This is a genomic window from Aquabacterium humicola, from assembly GCF_030167915.1.
GTDB lineage: Bacteria > Pseudomonadota > Gammaproteobacteria > Burkholderiales > Burkholderiaceae_C > Pseudaquabacterium > Pseudaquabacterium humicola.
The window spans coordinates 437,246-453,674 of record NZ_JARGNB010000005.1; the positions used below are offsets into that span (position 1 = coordinate 437,246).

Consider the following 16,429-nt stretch of genomic DNA (forward strand, 5'->3'; position numbering starts at 1 on the left):
GGCCCTCGCCGATAGAATCGCGGCCCTATGAAAGCCGCCGACATCCGCTCCACGTTCCTCAAATTCTTCGAATCGAAGGGCCACCAGATCGTCGCCTCGTCGCCGGTGGTGCCCGGGGACGACCCGACGCTGCTGTTCACCAACGCCGGGATGAACCAGTTCAAGGACGTCTTCCTCGGCTTCGACAAGCGGCCCTACAGCCGCGCCGCCACCTCGCAGAAGTGCATCCGCGCCGGCGGCAAGCACAACGACCTGGACAACGTCGGCTACACCGCGCGGCACCACACCTTCTTCGAGATGCTGGGCAACTTCAGCTTCGGCGACTACTTCAAGCACGACGCGCTGGTCTACGCGTGGGAGCTGCTGACGGTGCACTTCAAGCTGCCGAAGGACAAGCTCTGGGCCACCGTCTATGCCGAGGACGACGAGGCCTACGACATCTGGAAGAACGTGATCGGCCTGCCCGCGGAGCGCATCGTGCGCATCGGGGACAACAAGGGCGGTCGCTACATGAGCGACAACTTCTGGATGATGGGCGACACCGGCCCCTGCGGCCCGTGCTCCGAGATCTTCTACGACCACGGTCCCGAGGTGGCCGGCGGCCCGCCGGGCTCGCCCGAGCAGGACGGCGACCGCTACATCGAGATCTGGAACAACGTCTTCATGCAGTTCAACCGCACCGAAGACGGCACGATGCACAAGCTGCCCAAGCCCAGCGTCGACACCGGCATGGGCCTGGAGCGCCTGGCCGCGGTGCTGCAGCACGTGCATTCGAACTACCAGATCGACCTGTTCGACGCGCTGCTGAAGGCCGCGAAGCAGGCGGTAGACGCGGCGGGCGGTGGTGACTGCGACAAGGACTCGCCGTCGCTGAAGGTCATCGCCGACCACATCCGCGCCTGCGCGTTCACCGTCGTCGACGGCGTGATCCCGGGCAACGCCGGCCGCGGCTACGTGCTGCGCCGGATCGCGCGCCGCGCGATCCGCCACGGCTACAAGCTGGGCGCGCGCACGCCGTTCTTCCACAAGCTGGTCGCGGCGCTCGCGGCGCAGATGGGCGACGCCTATCCCGAGCTGCGCCAGGCCCAGGGCCGCGTCACCGAGGTGCTGCAGCAGGAGGAAGAGCGCTTCTTCAAGACCATCGCCAACGGCATGGAGATCCTGGAGACCGCGCTGGCCTCGGGTGCGAAGCAGATCGACGGCGACACGGCCTTCAAGCTGCACGACACCTTCGGCTTCCCGGTCGACCTGACGGCCGACGTCTGCCGCGAGCGCGGCGTGACGGTGGACGAAGCCCGCTTCAACGTGCTGCTGGAAGAGCAGAAGCAGCGCGCCCGCGAGGCCGGCAAGTTCAAGATGGCGCAGGGCCTGGAGTACAGCGGCGAGTCGACCACCTTCCACGGCTACGAGCACCTGGCGCACGAAGGCTCGAAGGTCACCGCGATCTACGTCGACGGTACGCCGGTGGCCGGTGCCAATGCCGGCGACGACGTGGTGATCGTGCTCGACCACACGCCGTTCTATGCCGAGAGCGGCGGCCAGGTCGGCGACACCGGCGAGCTGCGCAATGCCACGACCCGCGTGCTGGTCGAGGACACGGTGAAGATCCAGGCCGACGTGTTCGGCCACCATGGCCGCATCGTCGAGGGCGCGGTCGCGATCGGCGACGTGTTCGCGTCGCGTGTCGATGCCGACAAGCGCGCGATGACCGTGCGCAACCACAGCGCGACGCACCTGATGCACAAGGCGCTGCGCGAGGTGCTGGGCGCGCACGTGCAGCAGAAGGGCTCGCTGGTCAACGCCGAGCGCACGCGCTTCGACTTCGCGCACAACGCGCCGATGAGCGACGAGCAGATCCGCCGCGTCGAGGAGATCGTCAATGCCGAGATCCTGGCCAACGCGGCCACCGACGCGTCGGTGATGGCGCTGGAGGACGCGCAGAAGTCCGGCGCGATGATGCTGTTCGGCGAGAAGTACGGCGACAAGGTGCGCGTGCTGTCGATCGGCAGCAGCAAGGAACTCTGCGGCGGCACGCACGTGCAGCGCACCGGCGACATCGGCCTCTTCAAGATCGTCGCCGAGGGCGGCATCGCCGCCGGCATCCGCCGCGTCGAGGCGGTGACCGGCGCCAACGCGCTGCACTACCTGCAATCGCTGGAACACACCGTCGACGAGGTCGCCGGCGCGCTGAAGGTCACGCCGGCCGAGGTGCCGGCGCGCATCGGCAGCGTGCTCGACCAGGTGCGCGCGCTCGAGAAGGAGATCGCCGCGCTGAAGGGCAAGCTGGCGTCCGCGCAGGGCGACGAGCTGATGGCGCAGGCCGTCGACGTCAAGTGCAAGGATGGCGCACAAATCAGGGTGCTGGCCGCGCGGCTCGAAGGCGCCGACGCGAAGACGCTGCGCGAGACCATGGACAAGCTGAAGGACAAGCTCAAGAGCGCGGCCATCGTGCTGGCAGCGGTCGACGGCGACAAGGTGCAGCTGGCCGCCGGCGTGACCGCCGACGCGACGGGCAGGGTCAAGGCCGGCGAGCTGGTCAACTTCGTCGCGCAGCAGGTCGGCGGCAAGGGCGGCGGCAAGCCGGACATGGCGATGGCCGGCGGCACCAATGCCGCGCAGCTACCGCAGGCGCTGGCCTCGGTTCAGGGATGGGTCGCCGAGCGGGTCTGATCCACCACCGCCGGCAGACTCCGCAGAAGGCCCGCTCCACCGAGCGGGCCTTTCTTCTTTTCGAGGCCACCATCACACTCGCGCAACCAGGGAGACCGACGATGAACACCGACGCCCCGCCGATCACCGTGCGCCGCGCTACGCTGGCCGACGCCGCCGCCTTCGCCCGCATCATGGGCGACCTGCAGGTGCTGCCCGGGCTGCTGCAGGTGCCCTACACCAGCGAGGAGCTGTGGAAGGCCAAGCTCACCGAGTCGCTGGCGCCGGGCAAGCCGGACCTCGTGCTGGCGGCCGAGCGGCCGGGGCCGGACGGGTCGCCGGTGGTGGTCGGCAATGCCGGGCTGCACCCGTGCGGCCCGTCGGTGCGGCGGCGCCATGCGATGAGCGTCGGCATCGCCGTCGGCGGCGACGCGCAGGGGCAGGGGGTCGGCACCGCGCTGATGAAGGCCTTGTGCGACTGGGCCGATGGCTGGGGCCATGTGCTGCGGCTGGAGCTGAGCGTGTTCGCCGACAACGCGCGGGCGATCGGGCTGTACCAGCGCTTCGGCTTCGTGCGCGAGGGCGTGCACCGGGGTTACGCACTGCGCGACGGGTGTTATGTCGACACCTGGTCGATGGCGCGCCTGCATCCGTCGCCGCCACGCATCGAGGCCGCGGCGGAGCGTGCGTGATGCGCGCCGCCCTGTGCGCGCTGGGCCTGCTGGCCGCGTTGATCGGGCCGCCTGCCGTGGCCGAGCCGCAGGACGTCGAGGTGAGCAGCCTCGACCGCCGCGGCGACGCGCCGCTGAAGCTGCGCGGCTTCTGGTTCGCCCGCGAGGGTGAGACGAAGCCGGCACCGGCGCTGGTGCTGCTGCACGGCTGCGGCGGGCCGTACGACCGCCGCGGCCGGCTGTCGCAACGCATGCAGGACTACGCCGCGCTGCTCAACCGCGAGGGCTGGCACGTGCTGGTGATCGATTCACTGGGCGCGCGCGGCGAGACCGAGCTGTGCACGCAGCGCACCGGCGAGCGCGCGGTGACGATGACGCAGCGCCGCCGCGATGCGCTGGGCGCGCTGCAGTGGCTGGCCGCGCGACCGGACGTCGACGGCGCGCGGCTCGGCCTGATCGGCTGGTCCAACGGCGGCTCGACGGTGCTGGCGGCGTTGCAGCGCGGCCATCGCGAGGTCGACGCGGCCGCGGTCAGGCCGGCCTTCGGCGTCGCGTTCTACCCGGGTTGCATCGATCCGCAGCGGCGCGGCTGGCAGCCGGTCGCGCCGCTGCTGATGCTGCTCGGCGGTGCCGACGACTGGACGCCCAGCGCCCCGTGCGAGGCGCTGGCCGCGCGCGTCGGCGCCGCCGTGCAGCACGAAACCTACCCCGGCGCCTACCACGGCTTCGACGGCGACGCCCCCGTGCGCCTGCGGCGCGACGTGCCCAACGGCGTCAACCCGGGCCAGGGCGTTCACGTCGGCGGCGACCCGGCGGCGCGCGAGGCCTCGCGCGAGCGCCTGTTGCGCTTCCTGCGTGAACGCGTCGCGGCGTCGCGGTGACAATCCGCGCTGCAATCAACGGAGTGCCGCAGTGAACAAGATGAATCGGGAGGGCGTGGAATGAGCGCCGTGGTGCCGCAGAGCGACGAATCGGCCATCGAGCAGCTGGAGACGCTGTGCGAACGCCTGGCGGCGTTCGGCGCCGACGTGTCGCTGGAATGGGTCGACGGCTTCCTGACGGCGCTGGCCGCCAGCCGCCGCGCCGTTCCGCTCGACGAAGCGCTGCCGGCGATGTTCGACGATGCCTTCGAGCGCGCCTTTGCCGACCCCGCCGATGCCGCGCAGGCCACCGCCACCGTGCAGGGCCGCTACGACGTGCTGCGCGGCCAGCTCGATCCCGAGGGGCTGCTCGACGAGCCGGACACCTTGCGCCTGGCGCCGCTGATGCTCACCTACGACGATGCGGCGCGCAAGGAGCTGGTCGAGGCCGGCCACATGACGGCCGAGGACGCCGAGGTGCTGCTGCAGACCGGCGCGCTGTGGGCCGAGGGCTTCCGTTCCGCGATGGAGGCCTTCGCCGCCGACTGGCCCGAGTCGAGCGACGACGAGGCCGAGGACGCCTGGTTCGACGACTGCCTGATGCGCGTGATGGCGCTGATGCTCGCGCCGGCCGACCTCGCGGCCTACACCGCCGAGCACTATCCCGGCGAGACGATCAGCCGCGACGAGCTGATCGACGACGCGTGCTTCGGCGTGCAGGACCTGCGCGTGTACTGGCTCGACCATGCCGCCAAGCCCGAGACGCGGCGCGTCGAAGCGACGCCCGGCCGCAACGACCCCTGTCCCTGCGGCAGCGGCAAGAAGTACAAGAAGTGCCACGGCGCCAGCTGACGGCCTGAGGGCCTGAGGGCCTGAGGGCCTGAGGGCCTGAGGCCCGCCCCGCGACGCCGAGCCGGCGTCCGGTAGTCAACGCCGAGCCGGCGCCCGCTGCTCAGTGCCGGCCCGGCGCCCAGCGCGCGATCGCGGTCACCAGGTCCTCGGCCACCACCGGCTTGGTGAGGAAGTCGTTCATGCCCGCCGCCAGGCACGCGGCGCGGTCCTCGGCGAAGGCATTGGCCGTCAGCGCGACCACCGGCACCCGCCGCCCGAGCGGGCCCGCCTCGCCGGCGCGCAGCCGGCGCGTGACCTCGATGCCATCCATGTCCGGCATCTGCCAGTCCATCAGCAGCACGTCGAAGGCATGGCGCTCGAACAGCTGCAATGCGGTGCGGCCGTCGCCGGCGATGCGGGTCTCGAAGCCCGCCTGATCCAGCATCGCCGCGACGATCGCCTGGTTGACCGGATCGTCCTCGACGATCAGCACGCGCGTGGTGATGGCCGGCGGCACGGCGATCGGGGCGGCACCGGCGTCCTGCCCGGCCGCTGGCGGCCGGACCCGGCGCGAGCCGGCGCCGAAGCGGCTGACCAGCGCCGAGCGCAGCACCGGCTTCAGCACGCTGCGCGGAAGGCGGCCGCGCTCGCGGGCCTGCTCCGCGGCGTACCACGGCAGGTGCGTCATCCCGATCACGCGGTCGGCCGCCACCCAGTCGGCGGCTGATTCGAGCAGCGTGAGCGCGTCGTCGCTGTCGGTGGCCACCAGCAGCCACGGTGCTCGGCCCAGGGCATCGGGCCGCGCGAACAGCGCCTGCAGATCGTCCGCGCTGCGGCAGCGCAGCGCCTCGCAGCCCATGCGCCCGAGCAGCGCGGCCAGGCCTTCGGCGCTGGCCTCGTGCGGCTCGACGAAGCCGACGCGCCAGCCGAGCGCGGCGGCCGACGGCTGCTCGGCGGCCGCGGGCAGCGGCAGGCACACCGTGAAGCACGTGCCGCGGCCCGGCGTGCTGTCGACGGCGATCGTGCCGTGCATCGCGTCGACCAGGCGGCGGCAGATCGTCAGCCCGAGGCCGCTGCCGCCGAAGCGCTGCGGCGTCGAGCGGTCGGCCTGGCGGAAGGGCTCGAAGATGCGCGCCTGCGCCGCGGCGTCGAGGCCGATGCCGGTGTCGATCACGCGCAGCGCCAGCTCGTCGCCCGCGCCCGGCTCGATGCGCAGCACCACCTCGCCGCGGTGCGTGAACTTCACGGCGTTGCCGATCAGGTTCACCAGCACCTGGCGCAGCCGCATCGGGTCGCCGATGCGCCACGCCGCGAGCGATGGTTCGATCACCGCAGCGATCTGCAGCCCCTTGCTGCGCGCCGGCACCGCGGCGGTGGCCATCACGGCGTCGACGCAGTCGACCAGGTTGAAGGACTCGCGCACCAGCTCCAGGGCACCGGCCTCGATGCGGGCGAGCTGCAGCACGCCGTCGACCAGGCTCAGCAGGTGGCTGCCGCTGGACCGGATGATCTCGGCCAGCTCCTCGCGGCGCTGCGGGTCGTCGCCGTGGTCGCGCATCAGCTGCGCGGCGCCGATCACGCCGTTCAGCGGCGTGCGCAGCTCGTGGCTCATGCTGGCGAGGAACTCGCCCTTCGCCGCGCTGGCTGCTTCGGCCACGGCCCGCTGCAGCTGCAGCCGTCGATTCGCCTTGCGCAGCCGTGCCTGCTGCGCCAGCAGCCCGAGCAGCAGGCCGAGCACGAGCACTTCGAGCGGCAGCAGCACGGGCAGCAGCCGGTCGTGTGCGTGCAGGCCCCAAGCCGCGGCGCCGAGCAGCGCGGCCGCAAGCGCGCCGCCCAGCAGCGCTTCGCGCCACGGCGGCTTGCGGCCGCGCGCGGCGAGCAGGCCGGGCACCATCGCCAGCAGCAGCATCGGCAGCAGGCTGGCCGGCGGCGTGGCGGCCAGCACCCGGCCCTGGGCCAGCGCGGCATGGCTGGCGGCCAGCCAGTCGGTGCCGGCGCGCGGGCCGGCGGGCGTCGGCACCGGGTTGCCCAGCGCCACGCTGCCGCCGATGAAGACCGTGCGGCCGGCGAGGCGCTGGCGCAGGCCCGGCGCTTCGCCCAGGCCGAGCGCGGCGGCGGCCACCGCATGGAAGGGCAGGTGCGGCACGTCGGTCGGCACCGGCGGCAGGCGCGCGCGCCCGGTGCGATCGACCAGCCAGGCCGGGGCCTCCGGCGCCTGCAGCCGGAACTGCCGCGCCTGGTTGTCGTAGCCCAGCGCGGCGCCGCCGGCGCGCGCCTGCAGCAGCACCACCGGCAGCGCGGGCAGGCGGATGCCGGCGGCGTCGTGCAGCAGCGGCAGCCGGCGCAGGCGGCCGTCGGCGTCGAGCGGCAGCGTCACCAGGCCGACGTGGCGCGCCTGCAGCGTGGCCGCCGGCGACAGCAGCGCGGGCCACACGGTGGCGGGTGCGTCGGCCGGCAGGGGCGACGGCGTCGGGGGCGACGGCGTCGGCGCGGCCCCGCCGCGATCGACCTCCGCCGGCCGCTGCCAGGCCGCCGCGGCCAGCACCACCGGCGCGCCGGGCTCGTGCAGGCTGCGGCGCAGCGCATCGTCGCCGTCTCGGGCATCGGCCAGCACCAGGTCGATCGCCACCGCGCGCACGCCGGCCTCGCGCAGATAACCGATCAGCAGCGCGTAGGCATCGCGCCGATAGGGCCAGTCGCCGAGCTGCGGCTGCAGGCGCCGCACCGCGTCCTCGTCGATGTCGAGCACCAGCACCTCGTCCAGCGCCACCGGCCGGCCCGCCTGCTGCAGCAGCGCGTCATCGAGCGCGGTCTGCCAGCGCGCCTGCCAGGGGCCGGCCTGCAGCAGCAGCGCGAGCAGCAACGCGCCCAGCGGCACCGCCAGGCGGCCCAGCCGGGCCTGCATCCGTCGCCATCGGCGGTCTTGCATGCGTTCGTCAGGCTGGACCCGCCGCCGCGAGGGCTACAGCGCCAGCAGCAACAGCAGGCCCGCGGGAATCAGCAGCCACCAGCGCGAGCGCGGAATCTCGATCTGCTGCACGCCGCCGTACGGGCCCGTCGTGCCCTGGGCATCGACGGCGCGCACGCGCGCGTAGTACAGGCCGGCGTCGGGCCGCGGCAGCACGGCCTCGGGCTCGGCGGTCTGCACGCCGTGCACCACCTCGCGGAACTCGCGGTCGCGTGCCAGCTGCAGCTCGTAGCGCAGGGCGCCGAGGCTGGGATCGCCGGCCGGCCAGCGCAGCACGAGTTGCTCGCCGTCGACCTGCGGTGGTGCCAGCGGCGGGGCCGGCGGCGGCGGCTTCAGGGTGAAGGCCTGCGCATCGCCAAAGGGGCCGGCGTCGCCGTCGGCGCGCACGCTGGCCAGGCGCCAGAAGTAGCGGCCCGGCGGCAGCGTGAGCTCGTGGGCCGGCCGGGCCAGGCCGGGCACGTCGACCAGCGGCGCGGCGAAGTCGGCGTCGGCGGCCAACTGGAAGCGATAACTCGCCGCCTGCTCGGCCTGGGTCCAGCCGAACTGCACGCGTTCGCCGCTGAGCTGTGCGTCGGCGCGCGGCTGGCTGGTGAAGGGCGGCAGCGGGCGCGCCTTCAGCACGAAGCTTCGCCGCGCGTCGAAGCCTTCGAAGCCGCGGCCGTCGATCGCGCGCACGCGCAGCTCGTAGCGGCCGTCGGGCAGGTCGACCCAGCGCGCGGACGGTTCGGTGAAGCGCCCGTCGAGCAACAGCGCGTCGGGGTTGTTCTCGGCGGTCACCTGCGCGCGCCAGGCGCCGATGCCCGGCTGCGCAGCCCAGGCCAGCCGCAGCGGCACACGTTCGACCCGCGGCGCCAGCGCGGACAGGTCGGGCGGCGAAGCCAGGCGCGCGGTGCTCAGCGGTGCGGCGGAGGGCGTGGCCAGCACCGCTTCACCGGCGTCCACGCGCTGCGACGCGCGTGCGTTCGGCGCTTCCCGGCGGGTCTCGGTGCGGCCGGCGGCGACGCTGCCTTCGAGCACCTCGACCCGGGTCACCGCGGAGCCGGCCTCGACCTGCGTGCGGAACTCCGTGCCGCGCACGCCGACATGCACCGCCGGCGTGACCAGCTCGTAGCGCCCGGCCGGCTGCAGCGGCATCACCCGCGAATCGGCGCTGCCGCGCTCGAGCCGCAGGCCGGTGTCGGTGGCGGTGCCGCCGGTGCGCTGCAGCAGGCGCGTCAGCAGCAGCTCGCTGTCGGGCCGCAGCAGGAGGCGCGAACCGTCGGCAAAACGCAGGGTCAGCGAAGACTCGGGCCCCACGCGCAGGCGGTCACCGCGGCGCAGCGGCGCGCCGAGCTGCGCGGCCTCGCTGGCGCCGTCGCGCTGCACGTTCACCTCGCCGCGCACGTGCACCACCTCGGCCACGACCTCCTGCGCCTTCAGCCACGCGGCCGGCACGCGCAGCGTACTGCCCTCCGGCAGCCGGCGCGGCTCGGCGACGCGGTTCAGGCGCTGCAGGGCGCGCCAGCCGGTGCCCGGGGCGAGGTGGCGATGGGCCAGGCCGATCAGCGTGTCGCCGCGCGCGACCTGCAACTGCAGGTCATTCGGCGACGCCGCAGGCAACGTGGCGACGGCTCGGGCGGCCGGTGGCGCGCCCCAGGCGGCACCCACGCAGGCGAGGGCGAACGAGACGGCAGTGCCGGCCCTCCGACTGCGGACAACGGACGCGACGATCACCCTGGTCCTCCCCGGCGCGCATGCCGCGACGCGACATGCCGGCTTCGTCTCGAAACGATTCGAAGCTTGCAGTCAGTCTACTCTGGCTGTCCCGGCGGAAACACGCGTCGAATGGCCGATCGGCCGACATGAACGGCCACGCAGCGCGCCGAGAATGCACTGCATCGCCCCTTGCCGCCCCAGAGGTTCTCCAGGATGAAGATCGGATTCGCCCTCAACGAAGTGCTTGCGCTGCTGGCGCTGGCGACCGGGCTGCTGAGCCTGGCGTGGTGGCGCCTGCGCCGCCGCGGCCGCCGCGACAAGCCGTGGTGGGTGCACTGGGGTGCCGATTTCTTCGCGGTGATCGCGCTGATCTTCGGGTGCCGGGTCGCGCTGGCCGACTGGCAGCGCGTGCCCACCGGTTCGATGGAGCCGAACCTGCGCGTCGGCGACCTGCTGCTGATCAACCACCTGGCCTACGGGCCGCGGCTGCCGTTCACCAACACCGCGTTGCCGATGGGCGAGCCGCGGCGCGGCGACATCGTCGTCTTCCGCTACCCGCCGGACGTATCGCAGTTCTACGTCAAGCGCATCGTCGCGCTGGGCGGCGATCGCGTGCAGTTCCGCGATGGAGGCGTCGCCGTCAACGGGGAACCGCTGCGCCTGACGGACCTGGGCTGGAGCGACCATCCGGCCGATGTCGGCCAGCGCCTGGTGCGCGAGGCCAGCGACGGGCGCGAGCGCACGATCAAGCTCAACCCCTTCGTGCTCGGCCGCCTGCCGATGAACATCGGCGCGCCGCACTGCCGCAGCGAGCGGTCCGGCGCGTGGGACTGCATGGTGCCGGCCGGGCACCTGCTGGCCCTGGGCGACAACCGCGACAACTCCGAAGACTCGCGCGCCTGGGGCTTCGTGCCCGAGCGCGAGGTCTACGGCCGCGTCGACCGCGTGATCGTCAACTACCGCGAGGGCAGCCGCTTCTGGCACAAGCCTTCCTGAGACGGCACAAGCCTTCCTGAGACGGCACAAGCCTTCCCGCGTCGTGAGGCGGACGCGGCGCACTGCTCCACAACGCAACAGCCGCGGCGCGGTGGAGCGTTCGATGGCACAGCCGCCGCCACCCGCTGCCGCGGGATAGCCCGCGCTCCGACGCGCCATTCGACGCTCCCCGCCACGGCCCGCATGCCTGGCACGGCGCTCGCACCCTGGCCTGTCCAGCAGCCCTTCATTCGCCTTCGCTGCGGGGCACACGTCAGGAGATACGCATGGACATGCTCGAGCCCGGCCGCTTCGGTTTCGCGGTGGACTTCAAGAAGCGCTACGGCAACTACATCGGCGGCCAGTGGGTCGCGCCGGCGAACGGCGCCTACTTCGAGAACGTGACGCCGGTCACCGGCAAGCCGTTCTGCGAGATCCCGCGGTCGACCGCCGAGGACGTCGAGCGTGCGCTCGATGCCGCGCACGCCGCGAAGGCGGCCTGGGGCAGGACCTCGCCGGCCGCGCGCGCCGCGGTGCTGAACCGCATCGCCGACCGCATGGAAGCCAACCTCGAGATGCTGGCCACCGCCGAGACCTGGGACAACGGCAAGCCGATCCGCGAGACGCTGGCCGCCGACCTGCCGCTGGCCATCGACCATTTCCGTTATTTCGCCGGCTGCGTGCGGGCGCAGGAGGGCTCGATCGGCGAGGTCGACCACGACACCTTCGCCTACCACCTGCACGAGCCGCTGGGCGTCGTCGGCCAGATCATCCCGTGGAACTTCCCGCTGCTGATGGCGGTGTGGAAGCTGGCGCCGGCGCTGGCCGCCGGCAACTGCGTGGTGCTGAAGCCCGCCGAGCAGACGCCGGTGTCGATCCTGGTGCTGATGGAACTGATCGGCGACCTGCTGCCGCCGGGCGTGATCAACGTGGTCAACGGCTTCGGCATCGAGGCCGGCAAGCCGCTGGCGTCGAGCCCGCGCATCGCGAAGATCGCCTTCACCGGCGAGACCGGCACCGGCCGCCTGATCATGCAGTACGCCAGCCAGAACCTGATCCCGGTGACGCTGGAGCTCGGCGGCAAGAGCCCGAACATCTTCTTCGAAGACGTGATGGCCAAGGACGACGGCTTCCTCGACAAGGCGATCGAGGGCTTCGTGCTGTTCGCGCTGAACCAGGGCGAGGTCTGCACCTGCCCGTCGCGCGCGCTGGTGCACGAGAAGATCTACGACCGTTTCATCGAGCGGGCGCTCAAGCGCGTGGCCGCCATCAAGCAGGGCAACCCGCTCGACAAGTCGACGATGCTGGGTGCGCAGGCCTCGAACGAGCAGCTCGAGAAGATCCTCGGCTACCTGCAGATCGGCCGGCAGGAAGGCGCCGAGTGCCTGATCGGCGGCGAGCGCAACGTGCTGGCGGGTGACCTGGCCGGCGGCTACTACGTGAAGCCGACCGTGTTCAAGGGCCACAACAAGATGCGCATCTTCCAGGAGGAGATCTTCGGCCCCGTCGTCTCCGTGACGACGTTCAAGGACGAGGAAGAAGCGCTGGCCATCGCCAACGACACGCTGTACGGCCTGGGCGCCGGCGTGTGGAGCCGCGACATGAACACCGCCTTCCGCATGGGACGCGGCATCCAGGCCGGCCGCGTGTGGACCAACTGCTACCACGCCTACCCGGCGCACGCGGCCTTCGGCGGCTACAAGCAGTCGGGCATCGGGCGCGAGACGCACAAGATGATGCTCGAGCACTACCAGCAGACCAAGAACCTGCTGGTCAGCTACAGCGAGGCGCCGCTCGGCTTCTTCTGACGTCCAGGAGGCGCGGCCGCGGCCGCGCCGGTTCCTGCGCCTGCAAATGCGAAGGCCGCGTCCCGTCAGGGGCGCGGCCTTGCTGCTGTGGCCACCCGAGGAACTACAGCCGCCAGGTCACGCCGGCGGCGGCGAAGAAGCGGCCGAGCGAACCGTCGCCCTGCAGCACGCGCATCGCCTGCTGCAAGGCCTGCCCGAGGTCCGACGCCTCCTTGCGCACCGCGCAACCGATCGCCCAGCCATCGCGCGGCGCACGAGGCGCGGGCAGTGGGGTGATCGCGAAGCGCGGGTCGTCGCGCAAGGTCGATTCGAGCTCGGACTGCAGCCCCGCGGCGGCAACGACCAGGCCGTCGCGCAACGCGACCGCGGCGGCGGAGCCGTCGGGCCAGCGCGTCTGCAAGGTCTCGCGCAGCGCGCCGCCATCGGCACCGATCAGCAGCCAGCCGGGCAAGGACTGGCCGGCCACTGCGACGGGTCGGCCGCGCAGCATCGACAGGTCGTCCAGCGCCGGCAGCGCATCGCGCCGCCGGGCGATCGCGACGCGCTCGCGGTAGTAGGGCGCCAGCACCTGCACGCGCGGGTTCGCGGCCATCAGTGCCGGCTCCACCGGCACGTGCAGCAGCACGTCGGCCGGCCCCCAGCCGAGGTAGTGGCCGCGCCAGACGACGCTGCGCAGGTCGTCATCCATGTTCTCGCCGGCATGGAAGGGCAGCAGCGACAGCTGCACGCCCAGCGCCGCCGCGAGCGCGCGGGCGAGCTCCACGTCGATGCCGGCGCCGCCGACATGGAAGGGCGGCATGTCCTGGTAGACGCCGACCACCAGGCTGCCGCGGCGGCGGATGCGCTCGAGCGGCGTCTCGTCGGCCGCCAGTGCCGGGTCGGCGAGCGCGGCCGCGAGGACCGGACCGGCGAGCGTGGCCAGCAGGCCCGAGCAGAACCGGCGGCGCCGCATCACAGCGGCTTCTCGCGCCGGGTTTCGAGGTAGCTCTTGATGGCCCATACCGCCTCCTGGTTCAAGGTGCCGTCGAAGGGCGGCATGTAGACCGCGCCGTTGCGCACGCGGCCCTTGCGCACCGTGCCGCTGAAGTAGTCATCGACCTCCTTCACGCAGCGGCTCTTCTTCACCGCGTCCTTCAGGGTCGCGCACTCGTTGTCCAGCTTGCGCAGGTCGGGCGCGATGCCGCCGGAGATCGCCTCGAGCCCGTGGCAGCGCGCGCAGTTCTGGTTGTAGGCCGAGCCGCCGATGCGCGCCGCGACCGCATGGTTGCGGTACGGGTTCTCCGGGCGCCAGGCATCGCCCAGCGTCGGCAGCTCCTTGGTGTCGACGGCCTGCGGCGTGACGTCGCCGTGAGCGCGGACGGCACTGCTGAAGCCGAGGGCGGCGGCGAGCAGCGCGCTCAACATGGCGGCGCGTGCCGCGGTGGGGGAGTGAGGTCGGGCCATGGGTGTCTCCATCGGAAGGGGGGAAGGGGCCCGCTGCCTCGCGCAATCGATGTGCCAGCGGCCGGTGGAGGCTGTGCCGACGCCGTTCGATGCGCGCTTCCGAGGGTTGGGCTGGAGCCGTTGCTCCAGAACGTGACACGCCGCGCTTGCGAATGGTCAACTCGCGCAGGTAATCCGCAATGGTCGTGTTCCGTCGTCGCGCATAGCATTCGATCGCGTCGTCCGGCCTGCCCGAACGACGTGCTACTGTCAGTTCCGCGAAAGGAAGTCTCGCGATGGCCTCTGCCCAGCCTCTTGCCGCCGCCATCGTGTCGCCCGCCGGCGGCAGCCACCTCGAGGCCATCGTGCAGTCGCACGAGCGCTGCACGGCCTTCGGCCTGTCGCGCATCGACCGCGCCGACCATGCCCGCGTGATCCGCGCCGACCTCGGCGTCGCGCGCGAGCGCAACCGCCGCCTCTACGAACATGCCGCGCCGGTGATGGAGATGCTGCTGGAGCAGATCATCGCCACCGAAAGCATGATCGTGCTGACCGATACGCAGGGAACGGTGCTGCATTCGGTCGGCCACGACGACTTCCTGCGCCGCGCCTCGAAGGTGGCGCTGGCGCCCGGCGCGAACTGGGCCGAGGCCAGCAAGGGCACCAACGCGATCGGCACCGCGCTGGTCACCGAACAGCCGACGCTCGTGCATGCCGACGAACACTTCATGCGCGAGAACGGCTTCCTGACCTGTTCCGCATCGCCGATCTTCGACCCGCGCGGCAACATGCTGGGCGTGCTCGACGTCTCGGGGGACCAGCGCTCCTACCACCACCACACGATGGGGCTGGTGAAGATGTCGGCGCGCATGATCGAGAACCACTGGCTGAGCGATCATTTCCGCCACGCGCTGCGCCTGCACTTCCACGCCCGGCCCGAGTTCATCGGCACGCTGATGGAAGGCATCCTCGCGCTCGGCCGCGACGGCCGCTTCCTCGGCGCGAACCGCTGCGCGCTCGATCAGCTCGGCATCAGCGGCGCGGCGCTGCGCATGACCAGCGTCACCAGCCTGCTCGGCGTGCCGCTGGCCGTGCTGATCGACCACTTCCGCCAGCCGCTGGCCGCGCCGCTGGCGCTGCACCTGCCGGATGGCCGTCAGGTGCACGTGCATGCGCGCTTCAACTGGCCGACCTGGCATGCGCTGGGCACGACCGACGACGCCGAGGACGTGCCGGCCACCGCGCTGGTCGAGACACCGCGCCCGCAGCCGACGACGGCGCCCACCATCGGCCAGGCCGCGGCGCCCGTCACCGGCCTGCGCTACCTGCACAACGGCGATCCGCAGATGGAGGCGGTGACGGCCAAGGTGCGGCGCGTGCTGGACCGCGACATCCCGATCCTCGTGCTCGGCGAGACCGGCACCGGCAAGGAACTGCTCGCGCGCGCGATCCACCAGGACTCGGCGCGCGCACGCCAGCCCTTCGTCGCGGTCAACTGCGCGTCGATCCCCGAGACGCTGATCGAGAGCGAGCTCTTCGGCTATGAAGAAGGCGCCTTCACCGGCGCGCGGCGCAAGGGCGCGGTCGGCAAGATCGTGCAGGCCCATGGCGGCACGCTGTTCCTCGACGAGATCGGCGACATGCCGCTGTCGCTGCAGGCGCGGCTGCTGCGCGTGCTGCAGGAGCGCCAGGTCACGCCTCTGGGCGGCGGCAAGGCGGTGCCGGTGGACATCATGCTGGTCGCCGCGACGCACCGGCCGCTGCGCGAGATGATCGCCGCGCAGACCTTCCGCGAGGACCTCTACTACCGCATCAACGGCCTGGTCGTGAAGCTGCCGCCGCTGCGCGACCGCAGCGACCTCGACGCCATCGTGCAGAAGCTGCTGCGCGCCGAATGCGGCGGCCGGCTGCCCGCGCTGTCGGAGGACGTGATGGCGTTGCTGCGCGGCTACCACTGGCCGGGCAACATCCGCCAGCTGGCCAACGTGCTGCGCACGGCCGCGGTGATGGCGGGGCCGGACGCGGTGATCACCCGCGCGCACCTGTCGGACGACTTCATCGAGGACGCGACGCTGGCCGCGGCCAGCGCTGCGCCGGTGGCGGCCGCGACAGCGGCGGGCGTTGCCGCGCCGGCGGCGACGGCCACGCCCGAAGCCGCGCCACCCGACGGCGCTTCGACGCTCGAGGCGCTCGAGCTGCAGACCATCCGCCGCATCCTCGACGAGTGCGGCGGCAACATCTCGGTGGCCTCGAAGCGCCTGGGCATCAGCCGCAACACCATCTACCGCAAGCTGCGCTGGCGCAACGACGGCTGAGAGAACTCTAGGCCGGCTGGCGGCCCGTTGCGGTCGTTCGCTTGTTTCCCGATTCAAGACCGGCGTTCGTGGCAAAGAGCGTCCGAGCGGCTTGGGCTGCGGGCACGTCGGGCCGAGTCCGGCGGTCGGCCCCTGGGGGGCCGACTCCGTTGCGGTCCTCAGCCCGGGGCCGCGCCGTCCATTTAGCTTCGTTCGCTTCGCTCACTGCGCACAGCGCCGGCGAGTCAGTTGTCGA

At 72.3% G+C, this 16,429-nt stretch carries 11 protein-coding genes; 7 read left to right on the forward strand and 4 right to left on the reverse strand.

Annotated elements, in window-relative coordinates; genetic code table 11:
* Positions 1-27: 27 nt before the first annotated feature.
* The 4 genes from alaS to P1K89_RS23180 all read left to right on the forward strand — a co-directional run bounded on the left by alaS (position 28) and on the right by P1K89_RS23180 (position 5,032).
* Positions 28-2,670 carry an alanine--tRNA ligase gene (gene alaS, locus P1K89_RS23165; protein WP_284618887.1) on the forward strand — a complete coding sequence of 881 codons (2,643 nt, stop codon included), beginning with the start codon at positions 28-30 and terminating at the stop codon, positions 2,668-2,670.
* Positions 2,671-2,771: 101 nt separating this feature from the next.
* Positions 2,772-3,341, forward strand: coding sequence for a GNAT family N-acetyltransferase (locus P1K89_RS23170; protein WP_284618888.1), 570 nt, complete (start codon positions 2,772-2,774; stop codon positions 3,339-3,341).
* Entirely contained in the window at positions 3,341-4,201 is an 861-nt protein-coding gene (locus P1K89_RS23175) for a dienelactone hydrolase family protein (protein WP_284618889.1), read from the forward strand. The genes P1K89_RS23170 and P1K89_RS23175 overlap by 1 nt, the downstream gene beginning before the upstream one ends.
* 60 nt (positions 4,202-4,261) lie before the next feature.
* Positions 4,262-5,032: a UPF0149 family protein gene (locus P1K89_RS23180; RefSeq protein ID WP_284618890.1), complete on the forward strand. Its 771-nt coding sequence runs from the start codon at positions 4,262-4,264 to the stop codon at positions 5,030-5,032.
* A 100-nt stretch (positions 5,033-5,132) separates the two neighbouring features.
* Here P1K89_RS23180 and P1K89_RS23185 read toward each other — a convergent pair whose 3' ends face one another.
* Together P1K89_RS23185 and P1K89_RS23190 are read right to left on the reverse strand one after the other, a co-directional pair.
* Positions 5,133-7,940, reverse strand: a complete 2,808-nt coding sequence (locus P1K89_RS23185; protein WP_284618891.1) for a hybrid sensor histidine kinase/response regulator — start codon at positions 7,938-7,940, stop codon at positions 5,133-5,135.
* Between the two features lie 33 nt (positions 7,941-7,973).
* Entirely contained in the window at positions 7,974-9,578 is a 1,605-nt protein-coding gene (locus P1K89_RS23190) for a FecR family protein (protein ID WP_284618892.1), read from the reverse strand.
* A gap of 309 nt (positions 9,579-9,887) precedes the next feature.
* On the opposite strand from P1K89_RS23190, the gene lepB reads away from it, so the two are divergent.
* Together lepB and adh are read left to right on the forward strand one after the other, a co-directional pair.
* The gene (lepB, locus tag P1K89_RS23195) at positions 9,888-10,670 is read left to right on the forward strand and encodes a signal peptidase I (RefSeq protein ID WP_284618893.1); all 783 of its coding nucleotides are present in this window, start codon (positions 9,888-9,890) and stop codon (positions 10,668-10,670) included.
* A 266-nt stretch (positions 10,671-10,936) separates the two neighbouring features.
* Positions 10,937-12,457, forward strand: a complete 1,521-nt coding sequence (gene adh, locus P1K89_RS23200) for an aldehyde dehydrogenase (RefSeq protein WP_284618894.1) — start codon at positions 10,937-10,939, stop codon at positions 12,455-12,457.
* Positions 12,458-12,560: 103 nt separating this feature from the next.
* Here adh and P1K89_RS23205 read toward each other — a convergent pair whose 3' ends face one another.
* Positions 12,561-13,409 (reverse strand): substrate-binding periplasmic protein, encoded by an 849-nt coding sequence (locus P1K89_RS23205; RefSeq protein WP_284618895.1) that lies wholly within the window; start codon positions 13,407-13,409, stop codon positions 12,561-12,563.
* Positions 13,409-13,900, reverse strand: coding sequence for a cytochrome c-550 PedF (pedF, locus tag P1K89_RS23210; protein ID WP_439898023.1), 492 nt, complete (start codon positions 13,898-13,900; stop codon positions 13,409-13,411). Before pedF ends, P1K89_RS23205 begins: the two co-directional genes overlap by 1 nt.
* Before the next feature lie 275 nt (positions 13,901-14,175).
* Between pedF and P1K89_RS23215 the strand changes: the two genes are divergently transcribed.
* Positions 14,176-16,194 (forward strand): sigma-54-dependent Fis family transcriptional regulator, encoded by a 2,019-nt coding sequence (locus P1K89_RS23215; protein WP_284618896.1) that lies wholly within the window; start codon positions 14,176-14,178, stop codon positions 16,192-16,194.
* Positions 16,195-16,429 lie beyond the last annotated feature (235 nt).